The sequence below is a fragment of the Terrihabitans rhizophilus genome (genome assembly GCF_033898525.1).
Taxonomy (GTDB): Bacteria; Pseudomonadota; Alphaproteobacteria; order Rhizobiales; family Methylopilaceae; genus Flaviflagellibacter; species Flaviflagellibacter rhizophilus.
Genome location: NZ_JAXAFJ010000008.1, coordinates 70,736 through 92,395, shown reverse-complemented (window position 1 = coordinate 92,395; position 21,660 = coordinate 70,736). Strand labels below are relative to the sequence as shown.

General features: G+C 65.4%; 22 protein-coding genes. 10 read left to right on the top strand and 12 right to left on the bottom strand.

The genetic code is table 11. The features are described 5' to 3' along the window. Positions 1-121: 121 nt before the first annotated feature. From SCD90_RS12995 to SCD90_RS12980, 4 genes are all read left to right on the top strand, one after another. The gene (locus tag SCD90_RS12995; RefSeq protein ID WP_319845116.1) at positions 122-2,491 is read left to right on the top strand and encodes a TonB-dependent receptor; all 2,370 of its coding nucleotides are present in this window, start codon (positions 122-124) and stop codon (positions 2,489-2,491) included. Positions 2,492-2,567: 76 nt separating this feature from the next. Continuing rightward, positions 2,568-3,251 (top strand): Fe2+-dependent dioxygenase, encoded by a 684-nt coding sequence (locus SCD90_RS12990; protein WP_319845115.1) that lies wholly within the window; start codon positions 2,568-2,570, stop codon positions 3,249-3,251. Then, entirely contained in the window at positions 3,251-4,072 is an 822-nt protein-coding gene (locus SCD90_RS12985; protein WP_319845114.1) for a tetratricopeptide repeat protein, read from the top strand. The genes SCD90_RS12990 and SCD90_RS12985 overlap by 1 nt, the downstream gene beginning before the upstream one ends. A gap of 109 nt (positions 4,073-4,181) precedes the next feature. Next, complete coding sequence (locus tag SCD90_RS12980) at positions 4,182-5,120, top strand: SurA N-terminal domain-containing protein (RefSeq protein ID WP_319845113.1); 939 nt, start codon at positions 4,182-4,184, stop codon at positions 5,118-5,120. A 6-nt stretch (positions 5,121-5,126) separates the two neighbouring features. Here SCD90_RS12980 and SCD90_RS12975 read toward each other — a convergent pair whose 3' ends face one another. Next, positions 5,127-6,095 (bottom strand): AraC family transcriptional regulator, encoded by a 969-nt coding sequence (locus tag SCD90_RS12975; protein WP_319845112.1) that lies wholly within the window; start codon positions 6,093-6,095, stop codon positions 5,127-5,129. 264 nt (positions 6,096-6,359) lie between these two features. Between SCD90_RS12975 and SCD90_RS12970 the strand changes: the two genes are divergently transcribed. Continuing rightward, positions 6,360-8,531, top strand: coding sequence for a TonB-dependent siderophore receptor (locus SCD90_RS12970; protein WP_319845111.1), 2,172 nt, complete (start codon positions 6,360-6,362; stop codon positions 8,529-8,531). Here SCD90_RS12970 and SCD90_RS12965 read toward each other — a convergent pair. The 8 genes from SCD90_RS12965 to pncB all read right to left on the bottom strand — a co-directional run bounded on the left by SCD90_RS12965 (position 8,503) and on the right by pncB (position 17,058). Further along, positions 8,503-9,228, bottom strand: a complete 726-nt coding sequence (locus tag SCD90_RS12965) for a 4'-phosphopantetheinyl transferase family protein (RefSeq protein ID WP_319845110.1) — start codon at positions 9,226-9,228, stop codon at positions 8,503-8,505. The two genes, SCD90_RS12970 and SCD90_RS12965, sit on opposite strands and share 29 nt — an antisense overlap. Before the next feature lie 91 nt (positions 9,229-9,319). Continuing rightward, entirely contained in the window at positions 9,320-10,459 is a 1,140-nt protein-coding gene (locus SCD90_RS12960) for a DUF3618 domain-containing protein (RefSeq protein WP_319845109.1), read from the bottom strand. Further along, positions 10,456-10,848 (bottom strand): phage holin family protein, encoded by a 393-nt coding sequence (locus tag SCD90_RS12955; protein ID WP_319845108.1) that lies wholly within the window; start codon positions 10,846-10,848, stop codon positions 10,456-10,458. Before SCD90_RS12955 ends, SCD90_RS12960 begins: the two co-directional genes overlap by 4 nt. After that, a complete protein-coding gene (locus tag SCD90_RS12950) occupies positions 10,838-11,659 on the bottom strand; it encodes a hypothetical protein (RefSeq protein WP_319845107.1) in 822 nt (273 codons plus the stop codon). Before SCD90_RS12950 ends, SCD90_RS12955 begins: the two co-directional genes overlap by 11 nt. Positions 11,660-11,821: 162 nt before the next feature. Continuing rightward, the gene (locus SCD90_RS12945) at positions 11,822-12,160 is read right to left on the bottom strand and encodes a hypothetical protein (RefSeq protein WP_319845106.1); all 339 of its coding nucleotides are present in this window, start codon (positions 12,158-12,160) and stop codon (positions 11,822-11,824) included. 104 nt (positions 12,161-12,264) lie between these two features. Continuing rightward, the gene (locus SCD90_RS12940; protein ID WP_319845105.1) at positions 12,265-13,926 is read right to left on the bottom strand and encodes an FAD-dependent oxidoreductase; all 1,662 of its coding nucleotides are present in this window, start codon (positions 13,924-13,926) and stop codon (positions 12,265-12,267) included. 14 nt (positions 13,927-13,940) lie between these two features. After that, positions 13,941-15,683, bottom strand: coding sequence for a gamma-glutamyltransferase (ggt, locus tag SCD90_RS12935; RefSeq protein WP_319845104.1), 1,743 nt, complete (start codon positions 15,681-15,683; stop codon positions 13,941-13,943). A 70-nt stretch (positions 15,684-15,753) separates the two neighbouring features. After that, positions 15,754-17,058 carry a nicotinate phosphoribosyltransferase gene (gene pncB / locus SCD90_RS12930; RefSeq protein WP_319845103.1) on the bottom strand — a complete coding sequence of 435 codons (1,305 nt, stop codon included), beginning with the start codon at positions 17,056-17,058 and terminating at the stop codon, positions 15,754-15,756. Positions 17,059-17,277: 219 nt separating this feature from the next. On the opposite strand from pncB, the gene SCD90_RS12925 reads away from it, so the two are divergent. Continuing rightward, positions 17,278-18,057 carry a histidine phosphatase family protein gene (locus SCD90_RS12925; RefSeq protein ID WP_319845102.1) on the top strand — a complete coding sequence of 260 codons (780 nt, stop codon included), beginning with the start codon at positions 17,278-17,280 and terminating at the stop codon, positions 18,055-18,057. After that, entirely contained in the window at positions 18,054-18,941 is an 888-nt protein-coding gene (locus tag SCD90_RS12920; protein WP_319845101.1) for an NAD(P)H-hydrate dehydratase, read from the top strand. The genes SCD90_RS12925 and SCD90_RS12920 overlap by 4 nt, the downstream gene beginning before the upstream one ends. Here the strand turns inward: SCD90_RS12920 and SCD90_RS12915 are convergent. Beyond that, positions 18,938-19,297: a hypothetical protein gene (locus SCD90_RS12915; protein ID WP_319845100.1), complete on the bottom strand. Its 360-nt coding sequence runs from the start codon at positions 19,295-19,297 to the stop codon at positions 18,938-18,940. The two genes, SCD90_RS12920 and SCD90_RS12915, sit on opposite strands and share 4 nt — an antisense overlap. 192 nt (positions 19,298-19,489) lie before the next feature. Between SCD90_RS12915 and SCD90_RS12910 the strand changes: the two genes are divergently transcribed. Continuing rightward, positions 19,490-19,903, top strand: coding sequence for a hypothetical protein (locus tag SCD90_RS12910; RefSeq protein WP_319845099.1), 414 nt, complete (start codon positions 19,490-19,492; stop codon positions 19,901-19,903). A 90-nt stretch (positions 19,904-19,993) separates the two neighbouring features. Beyond that, a complete protein-coding gene (locus tag SCD90_RS12905; RefSeq protein WP_319845098.1) occupies positions 19,994-20,158 on the top strand; it encodes a hypothetical protein in 165 nt (54 codons plus the stop codon). Positions 20,159-20,167: 9 nt separating this feature from the next. On the opposite strand, the gene SCD90_RS12900 is transcribed toward SCD90_RS12905, so the two are convergent. Continuing rightward, positions 20,168-20,338 carry a DUF2934 domain-containing protein gene (locus tag SCD90_RS12900; protein ID WP_319845097.1) on the bottom strand — a complete coding sequence of 57 codons (171 nt, stop codon included), beginning with the start codon at positions 20,336-20,338 and terminating at the stop codon, positions 20,168-20,170. A 183-nt stretch (positions 20,339-20,521) separates the two neighbouring features. Here SCD90_RS12900 and SCD90_RS12895 point away from each other — a divergent pair, with 183 nt between their 5' ends. Continuing rightward, a complete protein-coding gene (locus tag SCD90_RS12895; RefSeq protein ID WP_319845096.1) occupies positions 20,522-20,725 on the top strand; it encodes a hypothetical protein in 204 nt (67 codons plus the stop codon). 21 nt (positions 20,726-20,746) lie between these two features. Here SCD90_RS12895 and ku read toward each other — a convergent pair whose 3' ends face one another. Next, entirely contained in the window at positions 20,747-21,613 is an 867-nt protein-coding gene (gene ku / locus SCD90_RS12890) for a non-homologous end joining protein Ku (RefSeq protein ID WP_319845095.1), read from the bottom strand. Positions 21,614-21,660: the final 47 nt, after the last annotated feature.

Genomic DNA, 21,660 nt, shown 5'->3' with positions numbered 1-21,660 from the left:
CGCCCACTTTCTATTTATAAAAACTACAAACTACAGGTTCTTACAAGGACTCTAAAACATAGCTCTTGAAGATTCCGAGTATTCGAAGTTTTAAGCACCTCATCAAAACTGGGGTGTGGGAATGACCAAGATTTCGCATACGGGGAGCCTGCGCGAGCAGATGTCCCATACAGCAGTGACGGCGGGCCTGGCCCTGTCCTTCGCGGCCATGGCGCAGAGCGCGGCGGCACAGGGCGCCCAGCCGGTGGCCGGCGAACAGGATGTCGAGCTCGAAACCATCACGGTCGAAGGCAGCGGCACTGGCGAAGGCTCCGGAGAGGGCACGCCGAACACGCTGCGCGCGAACACCGGCATTGCCCGCCTGCCGGGCTCCGTGCAGGACACGCCCCAGATCATCAATGTCATTCCGCGCGAGACGCTGCAGCAGCAGAACGTGACCTCGCTGGAGCAGGCGCTGCGCAACGCGCCGGGCATCACCACCGCCATCGGGGAGGGCAATGGCGGCCTGAACGGCGACCAGTTCCGCATCCGCGGCTTCGAGGCCAAGGGCGACATCTTCACCGACGGACTTCGCGATTTCGGCGTCATGGTCCGCGACAGCTTCAACTATGAGAGCGTGGAGGTGCTGAAGGGCCCCTCCTCCGAGAGCTTCGGCGTCGGCTCGACCGGCGGCGCGATCAACACCACGAGCAAGATCCCGCATCTGGACGACTGGTACCGGGCGGACGCGACCATCGGCAACGGGCCGCTGTATCGCGGCACCTTCGACGTCAACAAGCAGGTGAACGACACCACTGCGGTGCGCTTCGTGGGCCTCGCGCACGAACAGGACGTGCTGGACCGCGACAACGTGCATTCGGACCGCTATGGCTTCGCCGCTTCGGTGGGCTTCGGGCTCGGCACCGACACGACCTGGACGCTGCAGTACTTCTTCCAGCACACCGACCGCATGCCCGATTACGGCGTGCCCGTGATCAATCCCGGCTTCGGCGACATCGCAGCGAACGGATCGCAGGGACGGCCGGTGACTGAATTCGGCGTGGACCGCGACACATTCTACGGCAAGGAGACCGATCAGGACGTCGGCAATGTCCATGCCGTGACATCGCGCTTCCGCAAGGAGGTGAACGACTGGATCACCTTCAGCAACGACACGCGCTTCGCGTTCTACGACCGCGACTTCTCAGCTTCGGTTCCAGGCTGCGGGGCGGGAACCGCCGTTGACGGCGTCGTGCCCGAGCCGAGCTATGAAGCATCCTGCACCGGGCAGTTCTTCAACGGCGCCAATCCTACGATCGCGTTTGGCGGCGGCAATCCCAGCTACTTCCAGGAGAGTTGGGGCGTGCAGAACGTCTCCACGGCCATCATGAAGTTCGAGACCGGCGTTCTGCGGCACGAGGTCGTGGCGGGCGTGGACTTCCTGTACCAGCACGACCAGCGCGACGCGAAGGGCATAGTCGGCAATAAGGGCACGCAGCCTATCCGCAACCCGATCTTCGAGAACGAGACCGGCTATACCGTCAATTACACCGGCGCCTACAAGGAGAGCGAGAGCACCAATGTGGGCCTCTTCGTGAGTGACCGCGTGTGGTTCACGGAACAGCTTTCGGTGCTGGCCGGCGTGCGCTGGGACTATTTCGACGTGAGCTACGACAGCGTGTCTACGGCCGGTGTCTCCTCGCCGTTCGATCAGGAAACGGACTTCTTTTCGCCCAAGGCCAGCCTGATCTGGGAGCCGACCAAGCTCCAGACCTACTACTTCTCCTACGCGACATCGGCTTCGGTCGCTGGACAGTTCCCCACCAACGCCGCCAACACCATCTCGGATGGCTGCACGACCTCTCCGACCATGTCGTGCGACGGCTTCCAAGCCGTGCAGCCCGAGGAAAACGAGAGCTTCGAGCTGGGCGCGAAGGTGGGCCTTCTGGACGGCAAGCTCGGGGTGACCGCTGCCCTGTTCCGCGTGAACAAGGACAATGCCTTCATCACCGATCCCACGACGGGCGATACTCTGGCCACCAACGAGCGTCAGCGCGTGCAGGGCCTTGAGCTCGGGATATCCGGCAACATCACCAAGGAATGGACGGTGCTCGCCGGCTACACCTATCTCGACAGCGAGATCCTCGGAGATTCGTTCACAACCACCGCCAGCAATGTCGGCAACCGGGTGCCCTTCGTGGCCGAGCACGCGATCTCGCTCTGGACCACCTACGACATCAGCTCCGTCGCGCTGCGTGATATCCCCGGCATCCTGCTTGTCGGCGGCGGCGTGACCTGGCGCGACGAGGTGTTCCTGAACAACACGAACACCAACATCGCACCGTCCAACTTCACGCTGGACGCGCTCGCCTCCTACGAGAACGACAACTGGCGCGTGGCCCTGAACGGCTACAACCTCACCGACGAGCTGAACTACGACGGCCTGTGGGCCAACCGCGCGATCCCGTCTGCCGGCCGTGCGGTGACCATGACCGTCGGCGCGAAGTTCTGACGGCCTCTCCCCAGAGCCAGCCGTCGAAATGGGGAGGCCGCCTGCGGCCTCCCCAACCCCATTCGTGGATGAGAACATGCTCGTACAGATCAAGAATGTGCTGACACCCGAGGAAGTGGCGGGCGTGCGCAAGGTGCTGGAAGAGGCCGCGTGGGTGGATGGCAAGGCCACCGCCGGCGAGCAGGCGGCCAAAGCCAAGCTGAACATGCAAATCCCCGAGGGCTCTCCCGCCGCGCGCGAGGCGGGCGACGTGGTGCTGCGGGCCCTGGGCCGCAACCCGACCTTCCATTCCGCCGCCCAGCCTTTCCGCGTGCTGCCGCCGCTGTTCAACCGCTACGATGTCGGCATGAAGTTCGGCGCCCACGTGGACGGCGCGGTGCGCGCCATTCCGGGCGCGGGGATGCGGATGCGGGCGGATGTGTCATCCACGCTCTTCCTCACCGATCCGTCCGAATACGACGGCGGCGAACTCATCATCGAGGACACCTACGGCTCCCATGCCGTGAAGCTCGATGCGGGCGACATGGTGGTCTACCCTGCGACGAGCCTCCACGCCGTGACCGAGACCACGCGCGGAAGCCGTTGGTCGAGCTTCTTCTGGACGCAGTCCATGATCCGCGACGACGGCAAGCGCACCCTGCTCTACGATCTCGACCAAGCCATCATGAAGATCCGCACGGATCTGCCGGACGATCACAGCGGGGTGGTCGGCATCACCAGCCACTACCACAACCTGCTGCGGGCCTGGGCGGAGCTCTGATGTTCCGCCGCACGCGGAAGGCCCCTGAGGCCACACGCTTCGATGAGGTGATGGCGCTCGGCGGCGATGCCCTGCGCGAACTTGTCGCCGCCGATCCCGCGGCTGCTGCCCCTTATCTGGAAGCGGCGGCGAAGTACGGCCTCGTCAACGCGCAGCTGGCCTGGGCTCGGATGCTGCTGCATGGCGAGGGCGTGCGGCGCGATTCGGAGGCCGCCGCGCGCTGGTTCGCCGCCGCGGCGGGCAGCGGGAATGCCGAAGCCGAGAACATGCTGGGCCGCTGCCACGAACATGGCTGGGGCGTGGAGCCGAGCCGCGAGGCCGCCGTCCGGCACTACGAAGCTGCCGCCGGAAAGGGAGATGTCTGGGGCATGTACAACCTCGCGCAGCTCTTGCTGGCGGGGAACCCGGACGAGGACGACCAGCGCCGCGCGCTCGATCTTCACCGAACGGCCGCCGAGGCGGGGCACGCCAAGAGCATGAACGTGGTGGGGCGCTTCTGCGAGGAAGGCTGGCACATGCCGAAGGACCGCGGCGCCGCCAAGGGCTGGTACAGGAAGGCCGCCAAGGGCTGGTACAGGAAGGCTGCCGAGGGCGGCGATTACTGGGCGCAGTTCAATCTCGGCCGGATGCTGCTTGTCGGCGAAGGCGATGTCGCAGCGGCGGCACACTGGCTTGGTCGCGCAGCGGATGAGGGCAATCCGGAATTCGCGGCAAGCATCGCGCCCGCGCTTCTGGCAAGGCCGGAGCTGGAGATCAGGGTGATCGGTGAGCGCATTGAGGCACGCATATCGGGTAGAAAAGTAGCTCTCAGCGAAACGTGAAGGTGTAGAATGGGCCGGATCTCCGACAATTCCCCGGAATTGCCAAAATCCGGGTGATGGTGCATTCGAGCCGCACAGGGCTGATCCGAAAAGAAAGAGACACTTATCTATGGCCATCATCCGCACGGCACGTTCTGCCTCCCGCGCCGCCCTGATGGCCCTTGCTTTGGCTGCCGGCATTGGCTGGCATGGCCCGGCCCTCGCGCAGACCAAGATCGCGGCGCTGGTGAACGGCACGCCTATCCTGTCCTCCGAGGTCAGCGAGCGGCAGGGCTTCATTCGCCTCACGAAGCGCAAGACCATCTCCACCCGTCAGGCCCTCGACAGCCTCGTGGACGAGCAATTGCTGCTGCAGGAAGCCAAGAAGCGCGGCCTGACCATTTCGGAGGCGGATGTCGACGAGCGCTTCACGGCCATCGCCACCAATATGAAGCTGTCCACCGACCAGCTCGGCCAGGCACTGGCGCAGGGCGGCGCAAGCTCGCGCACCTTCAAGTCCAACATTCGCAACCAGCTGATCCAGCGCAAGCTGCTGCCGGCGCTGGTGAAGGCGAAGAGCGCCGTCTCCGAGCAGCAGATCGCCGCCGCGATGATGGAACGCAAGCAGAAGGGCGAGAGCCGGTCCTATCGCTTCGTGCTGCAGCAGATGGTGTTCGTGGTGCCCGCCGGATCCAGCCCCGCTTATGCCGCCCAGCGCAAGAACGAGGCCGAGGCCTTCCGCAAGCGCGTCAACAGCTGTGAAGCCGCCGTTGCGGGCGCGCGCGGCATGCGTGACGTGGCGGCCAAGCCCCAGGTGATCCGCCTGAGCGCGCAGCTTTCCAGCAGCATGCGCGACCAGATGGGCGGCATGTCGCCCGGCCAGACGATGCCCGTGCAGCAGAGCGAGTCCGGAATGGAGTTCGTCGTGCTGTGCGACAAGAAGGACGCCCCGGACGACAGCGCGCTGCGCAACGAAATCCAGAACGAGTTGGCCGGCAAGGCCTCGGAAGACGAGGGCGACCGGCTGCTGGCCGACCTCAAGAAGAAGGCACTGATCCAGTACCGCTGATCTGGATCAGGACCGCCGCCGCACCTCTTTGGGCGCGATGCTGAAGCGGCGCCGGAATGCCGTCGCGAAATTGGCCGGGCTGGAATAACCCGCCGCAAAGGCGACCTGCGTGATGGAGAGCCCTTCCCGCTCCAGCTGAAGCCGGGCGCGGTCCAGCCTGAGCGCGCGCGCATGTCCCAGCACAGTGGTGCCCAGGGCCATGCGGAAGAGCCGCTGAAGCGTGGCGATGCTGACGCCGGCATCACCGGCGACCTCTTCCAGGGCCGGCAGGTGATCGAGCCGCCGCTCAAGAAAGGCACAGGCCCGCGTCAGGCGCTGCCGGTCCAGTGCGGCCAATCCGTCCTCCCCCGCTTCCTGCATGACGAGCGCCGTCACGGCTTCCGCGACCATCTCCGTGGCCCGGCTTTCGAGGTACAGCGTCTCGGCGCAGGTGGCGTGGGTGATGATGAACAGCACATCCTCGGCAAGCGCCACGAGGCGCGGTGACGGGCGCCAGCGAAGCTGCGCGAGATGCGCGCCACAGAAGCGGGACAACGGGCCGTCATCGCCGGCTTCCAGGAGGCCGCGCTGTTCCAGCCATTCCCTGGAGAAGGAGATGTTGACCTTGCGCTGGCGCTCCCCCTTCCGGGCGCGGCGGCGGAAGAGCTCCGGCCGTGGATGCGAGATCATCACGGCCTCGAGCTCTGGACCGTGCCGGCCCACGCGCATCGGCTCGCCGGCAATCGACAGATCGACCTCACCCGCGAGAAACAGGTACAGCGTGATGCCACCATGGTGCTGCATCTCGCTGTCTAGGTCACGCATGGTGATGCCGTCGGTCGCATGAAGGACGAGGCCGCATGAGAGCCTCTCCATGCGGAAGACCCCGTCGAGCACCGGGCCACGGGCAGGCATCGTGCGGACACGAAAATCCTGCCCCGCGACAGAGACAAGGCGCGCCACCTCGTCCGGCGTCACAGTCCCTTCGATCTTCATTGGAACTCTTCAAAAAATGTCTGAAGTGAACATGCTGTAGAAGGCTTGATGATCACGAGCTGTCAACACAACGTTCGGCTATGAATATTTGAACGGATCTAGACTACTCACGATGAATTTCGGCGGCATCTTGAACGAATTTGCAACACCGGCTTTGCAAGCGTTGATCTGACGATCCGGCAAACATGATTGCATTTTCACCAAAGGCTTTCCCTGTCCGCCGCCGCTATGAGCCACGGCACGGCATCTTCGGGGGAAGACAACATGCGCATCGCGTCAGGCCAGTATCGGGCCATGCTTCTGGCCACCACCATGATCACGGCTCTGGCCGCGCCCGCCGGGGCGCAGCAGGCGGTGGACGTGGAACTGGAGACCATCACGGTGGAAGGCCAGGCACAGGGCGCCGGCGGTGCCAAACCGAAGACCGATCCTGCCGCGACCGAGGGCACAGGCTCCTACACCACCGACCGGGCAACCATTGGCGGCAAGGGCGCGGTGCCTCTCCGGCAGATCCCTCAATCGGTGTCGGTCATCACGCGGCAGCGGATCGAGGACCAGAACTTCACCCAGCTTGAGGATATCGCGCGGCGCACCGTGGGCCTGCACGTGCTGCGCAACGATCCCGGCCGCTCCAGCATCTTCTCACGCGGGTTCGAGTTCGACACCGCGCTGGTGAACGGGTTGCCGGCTCCGATGGCGAGCATCTACGGCACGCAGCCCGACCTCTTCATCTTCGACCGCGTGGAAGTGCTGCGCGGCCCCGCTGCCCTGTTCAGCGCGGCAGGTGAGCCCGGCGGCGCGGTGAACCTCGTGCTGAAGCGCCCGACCGAGGAGACAAAGGTCTACGGCTCCGTCTCCGGCGGCTCCTGGAACAACTTCCGGGGAGAGATCGACACCTCCGGCTCGCTGGTAAAATCGGGCGCTGTCCGCGGGCGTGTGGCCGCCGCCTTCCAGGACCGCGACAGCTTCGTGGACGTGAACGACAATCAGGTGGGCGTGCTGTTCGGGACGGTGGAAGCGGACCTGACGGACGACACGACGCTGACGGTCTCCGCATGGCGGCAGGAGCGCAAGAGTACGCCGTTCAACGGATTGCCGGCCTATGCAGACCGGCGCCTGCTCGACGTGGACCGCTCGACCTTCGTCGGCGCTGACTGGAACAGGTTCGACAACGAGTCGAACGAGGCGCTCGTGGAGTTGGAGCATCGGCTGGACAATGGCGGCCGCATCGGGGCCGGAATGCGCGTGACGGACCGCGAGGTGGATTATCTTTATGGGTTTGCCGGCAGTGTTCGAGGGCAAGCCGCCGGCGTGGATTCGAGCGGGAATATACCCCGTGCCGGCACGGCCCGCAGGTATGAAGAGCGCACGGTCTCGGCTGACGCTCATATCGACACCCCCTTCCAAGCTTGGGGGCTGACCCACAACTTCGTGGCAGGCGTGGATTACCGACGCTACGAACAAACCGTCCAGAACGGCACTGTAACGGTGCCGGGCACGACGAACGTGTTTGATCCTGATCCGTCCTGGCAGGCCCCCGTGGTCAGCTACGGTGACCGCCTTCGCACCGAGCCTGAGCAAATGGGCGCCTACAGCCAGTTGCGCGTCAAGCCTGTGCAGCCGGTGACCGTGGTCCTCGGCGGGCGGCTTGGCTGGTACCAAAACCAGACAACGAACTTGCGGACGGGCGGCCTGTCGGGAGAATTCGACGAGGACGCGAAGTTCCTGCCCAATCTCGGCTTGGTCGTCGATATCACCGACAACATCTCGGTCTACGGAAGCTACGCGGAATCCTTCGCCCTGCAGACCACCGCCGGAGCGGAATCTCTCGAACCGCGGGAAAGCGACAGCTACGAGGCAGGGGTGAAGACGTCCTGGTTCAACGGCAACCTCAACACGCAGCTCGCCGTGTTCCAGCAGCACGACAAGAACCGCGCCTTCAGCGACATCAGCACGGGCGGCGTCTTCGCTGCCGTGGGCGAGGTGGAGATCAACGGCGTGGAAGCCGAGATCAGCGGGAGCCCCATCAAGGGCTGGGACGTCTTTGCCGGCTACACCTTCTCGGACATGGAGTTCATCCGGGCGCCTGTCGCCCAGAACGGACAGGCGTTCTCAAGCCTCGTCCCCCGACATGTCTTCTCACTGTGGACACAGTACAAGTTCGACGAAGGTTATCTGAAGGACTGGTCCATCGGCGGAGGCGTGAAGGCCGTCAGCAGCTTCTACAATGTCAACGGAGCGGCGAGGTTCGAAGAGGACGGGTATGTCATCGTGGATGCCCGGCTGGCCTACGACATCAACGAGAACATCAGGGCCTCGGCAACCGTCACCAACCTGTTCGACGAGGTCTACTACGAGCGCCTCGGCTCCGCCACGGTGTTCAACTTCTATGGCGAGCCGCGTGCTTTCAACGTGAAGCTGGAGGCGCGCTTCTGAGCGCATCCTCATCCAGCACGTGAAGCTGGACCGCGCGAGGCATGTCCCTGCCGCGCGCGGCCAAGGCGAGCACGTGATCGGTGGTAGACCATTGCGCGAACTTCCATTCCGACGTGGGCCCATCATCCGCTGAATGGAAGACGGGCCGGTCCGGACCGGCCGCGAAGGACACGCGGTCGAGACCTCCGGAAAGGCCGCGCCCCGTTGCCTTCGCGAACGCCTCCTTCAGGGTCCAGAATTGCAGGAAGAGCCGCTCGCGCGCCACATCCTCCACGACGCCGTGGATCATCGCGGTTTCGTCCGGACAGAAGGCCGACGCCGCATACCTGCCGGCAGGCCGTGGCCGGGGCGAGACTTCGATGTCGACCCCCAGTTCGACGTCACATCCGAGCGCCACCGCAACCACGCCCGCGCTGTGGCTCAAACTGAAAGGGATTGTCTCAAATCCACTCTCCAGCACCGGCTTGCCGCCGGGCCGCGACGAAAACCGAAGGGCTGGCGGCTCCACGCCCAGCCTGTGCCCCAGCATCACGCGCAGCAGGGCGTGTGCGGCAATATAGGAAAGCCGGTCCTGCACCCGGCGATATCGTGCCGCGCGCTTCTGCTCCGCATGGTCCAGCAGCGGAAGAATGCCGCGAGGATCCGCTTCGGGCGCGACCGGCATCACGTAGAGATCGATAGCTGCTGCCCCGGTCAAACCCGCTCCCTGACCGTCCAGACCGAACGCCTAAAACAGAAAACCCCGCCCGTGTTTACGGGCGGGGTTTCTTTCAGGCCAGCGGCAAGGATCAGATATTCGTTGCCGGGCTGTTGTTGCTGCTGCCGCCGGTGGGCGAGGAGATGGCGCTGGCCGTCTTATTCGAGGCCTCGTCCACCTTCTTCTCGGCATCGGATGCGCCGGCCTGCACTTCATCGGCCAGCGTTTCCTTGCCCTTCTCGTAGACCGCCTTGACGCGGTCTCCGAGCGAGCCCACGGCGCCCTTGGCGTCCTGGGTGGTGAGCCCCTGCGACTCGGCCTCGGACTTCACCTCATCGAAGGTATGCTGCACGGCTGACGCCGCACGCTCATAACCTTCATGGGCCAGTTCAGCAGCCTGGGCCTTCAGGCGATCGGCCTGCTGGCCCATCAGGCGACGCTCGGCTTCCGTGGCGCGGAAGCTGGCGCCGACGATGGCGCCGATGGCAAGACCCATCGCTGCCACGAGCAGCGGCTGCTGATCGGCGAACTCGCCGACCCGGCGGCCCGCGGACGCACCACCGCGATAGGCCTGGTTGCCCATGCGGGAGGCCCGGTCACGAAGATAAGCCGCACGATCGCCGGCGTAGCCGCCGAATTCCGAGGCGCGGGAGCCTGCGCCACTGAAGGCACCGGTCGCGCTCGATGCAGCACCGCTGATCTTGTCCGACACCGTGGACACCGCGCCCGTAACGGCGTCGGCAGCACGATGTGCGGCGTCGGAGATCGTACCGCCAGCGCTGCGGAGGCCACCACGAGCCTTGTCGATCATGCCCGGCTCGTCGCCCTCGTAGTGCTCATACCCCTCCGTCTCGAAGTCGCGACGGGTGTAGGGCGAGGAGTAACCGGAAGAACCGACCCGACGGCGTGCGCCGTAGGTGTAGTTCTCGTCGTCATACTCATCGCCATAGGAGCTCGATGAACCGAAGGACGGCGTGCCCTTGCCGCTCATCAGCCAGGCGAGGCCGGCGCCGATGAGAACCACCGGGATGGGGTTGTCGCGGACGCTGCGGCCGAGGTTGCGAGCGAAGTCGCCCCCGCCGCTGCCGCTTGCGAATTCCCAGACTTCATCCACGACGGCGCGCGGCTGAACGCGGTCGCGCAGCTGGCCAAGGGTGTCTTCCAGACCGGCCCGGGTGCTTTCGACCTCGCGCTCGATCTCTGTGCTCGACTTGTTGGAGGTGTCGGTCATTGGGCTTGCTCCTTGAGAAGCGCGGCGTCTTGCGCCAGCTGGTCTGCAGTTTTCTTCGGCATGAGGTTATCGGTCTTCAGCGCCGCCATGCCGCGATTGAGCATCACGTAGCCAATGATGGCGACGATGACGCCGACGATGATGGAGGAAAGCCAGGCAGGCACGCCGGCTTCCGTCAGGCCCGTCACGGCGGCGGCAAGCAGGACGTTCAGCGCGGAGATGAACAGCACCGCAGCGCCAATCATCATGCCGAGGCCGATAAAGCCTTCCGTGACCTTCTCGGCCATCTCCGCCTTGGCCAGCTGTATCTCCTTGCGGAAGAGCGTGGAGCTCTGCGCAAAGAGATCGGCAACCAGCCCCGGAAGGGAGCGGGTGCGGTCAGATTCCATTGCGGGTTCCTCCGGAGACCGTTCCGAAGTCACTCGGCTGCGGGGTCGCGTCCGAGAGCGGATCGCGACCGGTAGGGCTCACGCGATCACCGATCTTGCGATCCGGATCGGTGCCGCCGGCCAGACCGGTGCCGGTACCGCCAAAGCTGGAGCCGGTGCCGCCGAGGCCGGAACCCGAGCCACCAAGGCCAGAGCCCGTGGTGCCGGTGCTCGACCAGTCATTGCGCGGCGTGCCGACATTGGTGGGACGCGGTGCGGGCGGCGGATAGGAACCGGCGCCTTCATAGGTCGGCTCAGCGGTGCTCTTGAGGAAGCGGCTGAGAAGCACGCCGGCAACGACGGCGCCCCCGAACACAGCCAGCGGCTGGCGGCGTGCGTAGTAACGGGCCGAATCCACCAGATCCTCGACGCTGCGGTTCTGCAGGGTGGAGGACAGATCCTCGACCTTCGCAGCGGCCTGCCGGATGAGCCGGGCCGTGTGCGGCGAGGCCTCTTCCAGATCGCCCGCTGCGCGGTCCACCGCCGATGCGATGGTGGAGAGGCGTTCGGCGCCTGCATTCTTCTGGTCTTCGGCGAGGCTCCTGGCCTTCTCGGTTGCGCCGCTCGCGAAGCTCGAAGCTTCCGAGCGAAGATTACCGGCAACGGACCGCGCAGTGTCCTTGGCGCTCTCGGCACCCTGTCTCAGCGCGTCGCGGCCGTCCGCGGCCAGTTCGCTTGCCTTGGCGCGAGCATCCTGTGTTCCGCCGGACAGTGACGAGCCCCCGCCCTGTGTGGAGAAGCCGCTTCCGCCGGGTGTCGTGGTCGTAGACATCGCAATGGCCCCTTTGTTGAGGAATTCTGCCGCCCCGTGGCGACTCCCCTGCAAAACCGCGCGATGCCGCCAACTGTTCCATAAGGTGGAAGGAGAACCTGCGAGAAAGACTTTGGAACTTCTTGCGTGCCTGTCTCAACACCCGTTGCCAGGGGCAACCGATCACTGAACGGCGGACGTCCTCGCCAACGTGGTTTCACTGGCGCCGGTGCGGCGGGCAACCGTGATGAACCTTCCCGTGCGGCTCTGGTGCAGGGCCAGAGCATGGGCCTCAAGCACACGGCGGGAGGCACCATCGCCAATGTCCGCCATTGCGAAGCGCGGAGCCGCCGGAAGCCGGTCGCCCTTAGCCGCGAGGTTGGAGTTGGTGGTGGCGGATTGGGCGGGCGGCGTCACGTGAGCAACGGCCGCGCCGGCCGTCTTCACCTGGTCGGCGTACAGGTTCGCACCAAGGGTGATTGTGGCCACCAGTCCGAAGGTTGTTGCGAAGCCGCGCAGCATGTCCGTCTGTCCTGTTCCGGATCGTTCATCGTCTTAACGATGTGTTACCGGCCGGACGTTTCGGTCGTATTGCCCCGTTTGTTTCCGTTTGTTTCGTGCGGCTGTCACACCGCCGGATGCAGGAAGCGGTGGATGGCATGGACGACGACCGAGCCCTCGCCCACGCTCGATGCCACGCGCTTCACCGATCCGGAGCGCACATCACCCACGGCGAAAATGCCCGGCGTGCTCGTCGCGTACTGGATGGTGTCCGCCGATCCCGAGCCGGAACGGCCCGTCAGCACGAAGCCCTTCTCGTCCAGATCGAGGCAGCCATCCAGCCACTCCGTGTTGGGCTCCGCACCGATCATCACGAAGAGCGCGCCGACGTCGTGCGTCTGGCTCTCTCCGGTCTGGCGGTTCGACCATGTCACGGTCCGGAGGAACTGGTCTCCCTGAAGTGCCGTGACGGTCGAATGCGCGTGCACGGTGATGTGGGGCGAACTCTCGATGCGCTCCACCAGATAGTCCGACATGGTGGCCGCGAGGCCCGTGCCGCGAACCAGGATGTGCACATGCCGCACGCTCTGCGACAGGAACACCGCCGCTTGTCCGGCTGAATTACCGCCGCCCACCACCACGACGTCCTGGCCTGAGCACAGGCCGGCTTCCATGGCCGTGGCGGCGTAGTGGATGCCGGAGCCCTCGTAGGCGTGGTAATTATCCACATCGAGCTTGCGGTAGCGCGCGCCCGTGGCGACCACCACGGAGCTTGCCTGGACCACCTGCCCTCCTTCCAGCGTCAACTGGAACGGGCGCGTCGCGCAATCGACCGACAGCACGGGACGGGAAATCGCCAGCCGAGCGCCGAACTTCTGGGCCTGTGCCTGTGCGCGCCCGGCGAGTGCAGCGCCCGATATGCCAGTCGGAAAGCCGAGATAGTTCTCGATCTTGGTGGAGGTGCCGGCCTGCCCGCCCGGAGCGAGACCTTCGAGCACGATGGTCGAAAGCCCCTCCGAAGCCGCGTAGACCGCAGCTGCCAGACCGGCCGGGCCTGCGCCGATGATAGCGACATCGCAAATGGCTTCGGAGTCGATCTCCTCGACCAGTCCCAACGCCGCCGCCAATTCATGGTTCGTGGGCTTCCTGAGCACGTCGGCGCCCGGCACCAGCACAACCGGAAGCTGGTCCTGCTGCACGCGGAAGCAGTCGAGGAAACCCGCCGCCTGCGTGTCGCTCTCCGTGTCCATCACGCGGAACGGATAGGTGTTGCGCGTAAGGAATTGCTGCAGGCGCAGGGTGTCGGCCGCGCGGGTCGAGCCGACCAAAACCACCCCGCCGTGCTGGTGCCGGATCAAGCCCACGCGGCGCAGGATGAAGGCGCGCATGATGATTTCGCCGATATCGGCCTCGCGCGAGGCCATCTCGCGGAACCGCGCGCGCTTCACGCGGAGCAGCCGGCTTTCCACCTGCGCGCGGGCGGAGACCAGCACTTCGCGGTCGTTGAAGAGGTCCATCTCGCCCGCGAACTGGCGGTCATCCTCCGTGACGAACACCCTCTCCTCGCCATCCACGCCCGTCTCGAAGATCTCGATGCGGCCTTGCAGGACGAGGAAGAAGTCGACGCCGCGCTGGCCGCGCTCGAAGATGAGCGATCCGGCAGGGACCGTCTCCTCCGATCCGTAGCGGCGCACGCGCTCGATCATGTCCGTGCTGAGGCGGGGAAATGTCTGCGCCTCCCGCTCATAGGGGTCCGTCGGATCGACGGTGGCTTCGGCGTTGGTCATCTGATGTGGGTCTTTCAGTATCCGCGTGCGGCGCCGGCGCCGGCACGGCTGTCGATGGCGCCGAAGAAGCGTTCCTTCCGGTCCGGGTTCGTATCGGCCAGTTTCGGGCCGCCTACCAGGATGCCGGCCGCCTCGCCCCACACCGGCCAGTCCGCGTCGCCCGTGACCTTGTGGCCCATCTCGGTGAGTATCTTGATCGTGTCCGGCGACAGCGCCCGCGGCTCGATGGTGATCTGGTCGGGCAGCCATTGATGATGGAAGCGGGGCGCATCCACCGCCTCCTGGATGTCCATGCCATGATCGATGACGTTCACGATGGCTTCCAAAGTGATGGTGATGATGCGGGCACCGCCGGGGCTGCCGATGACCATGACCGGCTGACCCTCACGGGACACGATGGTCGGGCTCATGGAGGAGAGCGGCGTCTTGCCCGGTGCAATGGCATTGGCGTCGCCCTGGATAAGGCCGTAGAGATTTGGCACGCCCGGCTTCAGTGTGAAGTCGTCCATCTCGTTGTTGAGGAGGACGCCCGTGCCCGGAGCCACCACGCGGGCACCGAACGAGCCGTTCAGGGTGTAAGTGACGGCAACGGCGTTTCCGTCCTTGTCGATGATGGAATAATGCGTGGTCTCGCGACTTTCACCCATCCCCTTGGGCATCAGGTTTGCCGAGACGCCGGCGCGATACTTGCTGATGCGGGTGCGAATCTCGGCCGCATAATCCTCCGAGGTCAGCTTCGCGACAGGGTTATCGACAAAGTCGGGATCGCCCAGCGCCGAATTGCGGTCCACGAAGGCGTGCCGCATGGCCTCGGCCATCAGGTGGACGCTGTCAGCCGAATGGTAGCCGAGACTTCCCAGAGGATAGGCCTCGATCACCTTTAGGATCTCGCAGATGATGACGCCGCCCGAGCTCGGCGGCGGTGACGAGGTGACGGTGTAGCCGCGATAGCCGCACTCCACCGGCTTCATCTCACGCACAGCGTAGCGCTCGAAATCCTCCTTGGCGAGCACGCCGCCGCCGGCTTTGCTGGCTGCGACGATCGCGTCTGCCGTGGCGCCCTTGTAGAAGGCATCCGCGCCGCCTTGCGAGATGGCCGTCAGAGTGGCGGCGAGATCGCTCTGCACCAGCTTCTCGCCGGCCGCGTAGGGCTGGCCGGCTTTCAGGAAGATGGCGGCGGCCGCCGGGTCCTTGGCAAGGTCTTCATTGCCCTCGGCGAAGGACACCACGTCGCCTGGCTCAAGCGCGAAACCGTCGCGGGCGAAGGCAATGGCGGGCGCCAGAAGGTCCGCGCGCGGCAGGGTGCCGTATTTCTCGCGGGCATATTCGAAGCCCTTCACCGAGCCCGGTACGCCGACCGCGAGATAGCCGTCGGTGCTGGCGCCGGGCACCGGCTGGCCCGCCGCGTCGAGGTACATGGTCTTGGTGGAAGCGGCGGGAGCGCGCTCGCGGAAGTCGAGGAATGTGGTGCGGCCATCCTTCAGGCGGATGGTCATGAAGCCCCCGCCACCGATATTGCCGGCCGTGGGATAGACCACGGCGAGCGCGTAACCGACGGCGACCGCGGCATCCACGGCATTGCCGCCGCGCTTCAGAACCTCGACGCCGACATCGGAAGCCAGGTGCTGCGCCGTCACCACCATGCCGTTCTCGGCACCGACCGGCGCGGGCGAAGCCGCCCTGCCCGGGCTGGCGACGGCCAGGACGCAGGTGGCGACAGAAAGAACACGGACCAGTTCCAGACCACGAAGCTTCATGCGCTGTTCTCCCGACGGTGGGGCACCATGGTGCGCCCGTCCTCGCCGTCTGTCACCCCGGAGGTCGGGGTCAGACGACCGCCTCCCGCGCCTCATACTGGGCATGGCCGAAGACACGGCGATAACGTTCGATGTCCTCCGGCTCGCCCGTGGCCTTGGCCGGATTGTCCGAGAGCTTGACCGCCGGGCGTCCGTCCACGGACGTGACCTTGCAGACCAGCGAGATGGGGCTGAGGTCGACCGTGGGATGCGTGGACAGGCCGCGGAAATCGTTGGTGAGATTGGTGCCCCAGCCGAAGCTCATCTGCACCCGGCCGGCGAAGTGGCGGTGGGTTTCCTCGATGCTGTCGATGTCCATGGCGTCGGAGAAGATCAGCAGCTTCTCGCGAGGGTCGCGGCCTTTCGCCTTCCACCAGTCGAGGATCGCCTCGCCACCCTCGATGGGAGGCGCAGAATCGGGGCGGAAGCCCCGCCAGTTCGCAACCCAGTCCGGCGCATCGCGCAGGAATTCGGAGGTGCCATAGGCGTCGGGCAGCACCACAAGCAGGTTGCCGCCGTAATAGCGCTGCCAGTCCTGCAGGACGCGGTAGGGCGCGCTGCGAAGCTGCTCGTCCGTGTCCGAGAGCGCGGCCATGACCATCGGAAGTTCATGCGCGTTGGTGCCGATCGCCTCGAGATCCGCTTCCATGGCCATCAGCACATTGCTGGTGCCGATAAAGGCCGAGCCGAGACCTTCCTTCAGTGCCTCCACGCACCAGCGCTGCCACAGGAAGCTGTGACGCCGGCGGCTGCCGAAATCGGAAATCTTCAGGTCCGGCAGTTCGCGCAGTCGTTCCACCTTCTGCCAGAGGCGTGACTTGGCGCGGGCGTAGAGCACGTCGAGCTCGAAGCGGCCATACTTCTTCAGAGCCGCGCGCGAGCGAAGCTCGTTGATGATGGAGAGCGCCGGGATCTCCCACATCGTGGTGTGGGTCCATGGGCCGTGGAAGTGCAGTTCGAATTGTCCGTCCACGCGGTGAAGATCGTAATCCGGCAGCTGAAATTCGGAGAACCAGTTCAGGAAGTCCGGATTGAAGATCTGCCGCCGACCGTAGAAGGTGTTGCCGGCCAGCCAGATCATCTCGCGCTTCTGGATGCGCAAGGTGCGCGCGAAGTCCAGCTGGGCGCGCAGTTCCTCCTCGTCGATCTCGTCCGCCAGCCGCACCCGCTTCGTGCGGTTGATGAGGGAGAACGTGACCTGCCGGTCGCGGTACTCGCCCCAGATCATCTGCAGCATCAGCAGCTTGTAGAAGTCCGTGTCGAGCAGGCTGCGGACGATAGGGTCGAGCTTGAAGGTGTGATTCCAGACCCGCGTCGCGATATCGGGGATCACCATTGCGCCGGCGTTCCCCTGCTGGCGTGGAATGGGCTCATGCGTCCGGTCCTGTCCTGCGGCCAATTGGTGGGGTGCGGAGCGTAGCGGCCCTTCCCCGCAGGGCAACCCCTAAAAGCCGCTCGCAGCCAATCGCCTCGCAAGGTGCGATGCAGCGAAACCCTGAAGGGGCGGCGACGTTGTTTCCCCAGCGGGGCAAGCCTCTCGCCGATCTAACGCTCGATGCAAGGGTTCCCTATGCCTCACCGCTGGCCAGCACAATTGTGGATCGTCCGCCATGGGGAAAGCGCGGGGAACGTAGCCCGCGAGCAGGCGATGGCGTCGGGGCTTACCCATATCGACATCGCCGACCGAGACGTGGACGTGGCGCTTTCCGCACGCGGCGAGCAGCAGGCCACGGCGCTCGGTCAATGGTTCGCGGAGATGCCTGCGGACGAGCGCCCGCAAGTACTTCTGGTTTCGCCCTACCGCCGCGCGCAGCGAACGGCGGAACTGATCCAGGCGGCGGGCGGCATGGACCCTAAGGCAGAGGGCCTCGTGCTGGACGAACGGCTCAGGGAAAAGGAGTTCGGCGTCCTCGACCGGCTGACGACGGCCGGTATCGCGGAGTTCCACCCCGACCAGTATGAATTCCGCCGCCTGCTGGGCAAGTTCTATCACCGCCCGCCGGCCGGCGAGAGCTGGTGCGACGTGATCCTGCGGCTGCGCAGCGCCGTCGATACGATGTGCTTGCACCATGACGGCTGCCGCGTGCTGATCGTGGCGCATCAGGTGGTGGTGATGTGCCTGCGCTACCTGCTGGAGAACATGACGGAGGAGGAGATTCTGGCCATCGACCGGTCCGGCGATCTCGCGAACTGCTCCGTTACGGAATACCGGTTCGATCCCGACAAGGGCCGGCACGGTGCGCTTGCCCTGCACCGCTACAATTTCGTGGCTCCCATGACGGAAGGCGGCGCGCCCGTGACCTCCGAGCCCGACGCGAACGTGGCTGCCCGATGAGCGGCCCGACGCCTGTCGACAGCGCCGTCCTGCGGGACATGCCCCTGCCCGAGCCGCAGGAAGGCAGCAAGGAGGAACGCGGCCGCGTTCTCGTCGTCGGCGGCAGCCGCGATGTGCCGGGCGCCCTGCTGCTGGCCGGGCTTGGGGCCTTGCGCGCCGGTGCCGGCAAGCTGCAGTTGGCGACCGTCGCGAGCCGCGCGCCGCATCTGGGCTTCGCCATGCCCGAGGCGCTGGTGATGGAATTGCCGGAAACGCGGGACGGGACAATCGCCGCGTCCGCTGCGGAACGTCTCAAGCGGAATGCGGGCGCCTGCGATGCCCTCGTCCTCGGGCCCGGCATGACCAATGATGCCGATGCCGACGCGCTGACGCGCGACCTGCTGCTGGCGGCTGCAGATGCGGGATGCGTGCTCGACGCAGGGGCGATGTGCGGCCTCGACCAGCTTTCGGAAATGCTGCGCGACCGTGCCAAGCCTGCGATCATCACGCCGCATTCCGGCGAGATGGCCAGCCTGCTGGAATGCAGCCGCGAGGCTGTGGACGCGGACCCGCTGACGGCCGCGCAGAACGTGTCTCGGCAGCTCGGTGCCGTCGTCGTCATGAAAGGCAGCCGCACGCACATCGTGATGCCCGAAGGCACGGCCTGGCTGTTTTCAGGCGGCAGCGTCGGGCTCGGCACCTCCGGCTCCGGCGACACCCTGGCCGGCATTGTCGGCGGGCTTCTGGCGCGCGGCGCGGATCCCGTCACCGCGGCCATCTGGGGCGTGTACCTGCATGGAGAGGCCGGGCGCCGCCTCTCCCGCAAGATCGGTACGATCGGATTTCTCGCCCGTGAGATCCCGGACCTCGTGCCGGGGCTCATGGACGAGTTTCGCTGCGCCTAGCGGGGCGCTCCACCCTCGCGGAGCAAGGCCTCGTTGCGTGCGCGACAGGCAGTGAGGAAGTTCTCGCCCTCGCCGCCTGTGAGCTCGAGTTCGTCATGCTGCTCCTTGCAGATCTTCTCCTGCGTCTGCGCATCCACGGCACGCGGCGTGGGTCCAGTGCCGGTCGCGCCTGTGAGGCAGGCCATCATCCACTGCTTCTTCTGCTCGTCCGACGGGAGCTTCTGGTTCTCGACCTGGGTGGTGCAGCTCCACATCGCCTCTTCCTGGGGCGTGGCCTTGCCCCGGGCGTTGTCACCCTCCTGGGCAAGAGCCGGTGCGGCAAGCAGCAGGGCGGTAAGTACGAAAACACTTCTCATGGGGGTTCACCTCATGGCGTTGCGGTGAACGGATAACTCGCAAGCGCCCGAAAGGGTCACGGCAAGCACATGCGGCAGACAGCCCCGTCCGGGTCGGTAGCGTACACGCGAATCGGCAACTTGCAGCGGATGGGCGGCGGCGTAAGCTGGAGGCCAGCCGCTCGGCAAAGAAGCGGCACAGGAGACGCCGAGATGGACACCGTCGAAGTGATCGCTCGCTCGCTCGAGCAGTACCTGCTGGACCTGAACGATGCCGAAGGGCGGCTTAGGCTGCTGTGCCCGGATGGCCAGGTTGAAATTGCCGGAACCTTCAATCTCAAGAAGCTGGCCCGCGCGGGCGCCCTCGCGGTTCATGAAGCCTTGAACATGGAGCGCGAGGCATGTGCGCGCATCTGTGAAGGCGTGCACGCGACAGCCACGCCGCATGATCGTTACCAGCAAGGGCTGGCGGAGGGCTCGAACGCCACCGCCGCGATGCTCGCGCGGATGATCCGCGCGCGTGGGCCCCTGCCTGACGAGGACGTGGAAGAAAGCGAGGATTACACGCCCGCCTCAAGGCCCGAGGCAAGGCAGCTTGGCCCCTGCCCCAATACGTGGTGGCCCTAGCGCCGACCTGGCCAGTATCCGGACATGCAACCTCCCCGGAGCAGTGCGCGTTTGCCAGCAGAAGGCTCGCGCAGCCCCGGGAGGACAGGCATGGACCAGATCAGCGGAACGATGTGGATTTTGGTGGCGGTGGGATTCGCGTGCGCCGCGGCCGCGATGATCTACGGAACGATGCGCTCCCGCCGGAAGACCTTGCCGGAAAGCAGCGCCCAGAATGCTGCGACGCGCGAAATTTATCGGCGCGAAGGGGAATAACCCCCGCTATCAGCCGTTCCTGAACCTGGAACCGGGAGCGGGACCATCATCCTCGCTCTCGAACATGCCTTCGATCTCGCGGCGCGCCTGCAGCCAATGCTCGCGCTCGCGACCCTCGGGCATGCCTTCGCGGATCCAGATCTCGAAGGCACGAAGCCGGATCAGTTCTTCCTTATCCATGCCGACCTCCTGATCGGAAGGTTTGCAGCCGCCAATTCGAAGCAGCGCAAAGCGTGCGGTTTATAGCCCAGAGCGCGCGGCAGGGCAGCATCCCCTAACGATTTCATGCGATTGTACGGGAAGATTCACGCGGACCGAAAAGGCGGCACGCGCGTTCTGAATTTGCCACAGGGAGAGACGGACATGGCGGACAACAAATTCACCGGCATCCAGCTGGACGTGAAGGACGAGGACGAACTGGTCATCACCATCGAGACGAGCAACGGCACGACCCTGACGTTCAGCGCGACGGTGGATCAGGTCGAGGACATCATGGACACCCTCGCCGACGCGTTCGAAGAAGTCGACGACGAGGACCTTGCCGAGGAAGACGACAGCAAGGCCTGAAGACTTCGGACCGCAGGAGCGCTATGCGGCGCTCCTGCGGCTCCCCTTGCCGCGCGGGGCAGCGGCCTTCTTCGGCTTGCGCTCCGCCGCCTCCGGCTTCGCCGCCTTTTCCGCCGCTATGCTGCGCTTGAGCGCCTCGAACAATCCAACCACCTTCTCCGGCGCCGCTTTCGCCGGCGAGGGCGCGGCGACGGATCCGCCGGCCTGCTTGGCCTTCAGCAGCTTCTGCAATGCCGCCTGATAACGGTCCTTCAGGGCCGATGCCTCGAAGCGGACCGTCTTCTGGCGCATGATCTGGCGAGCGGCTTCCACCATGTCTTCTGGCGCATCGGCATCGCCGATTCGGGAAAACGCCTCGGCTTCGGAACGCATCTCGTAGGGATAGCGCAGCGTCGTCAGCAGCACGCCCTTCCCGCGCGGACGCACCACGATGTAGCGCTCCCGGCCATTCACGATCAGACGGGCGATGCCGGCGACATTGTTCTCCTTCATCGCGTCCCGGATGACCGCAAAGGCCTCCTCGGCAACGGCGTCGTCCGGCATCAGATAGTGGTGGTCCCCCATCCAGAGCGGATCGAGTTCGTCCATGGGCACGAACTGTTCGATGTCGATGGTGTGCTTGGTCGGCAGGGCGACCTTTTCCAGGTCCTCGTCCTCCACCATGATGTGTTCGCCCTTGGCGAACTCATAGCCGCGAGTGACGTCCTCCCGGTCGACCTCCTCGCCGGTGCCGGCATCTATAAGCCGCTGCTTCAGGCGATTGCCGGTCGCCTTGTTCAGCGTGTTGAAGCGGACCCGGTCGCGTTCGGACTGCGCGGGCGTCATCGCCACGGCGCACGAGACCAGCGAAAGCTTCAAATAGCCCTTCCAGGATGTGCTGCGCGCCATGACATCGACTCCGAACTGCGGGAGTCCGAGTCCTTTCAGCGGTGAAT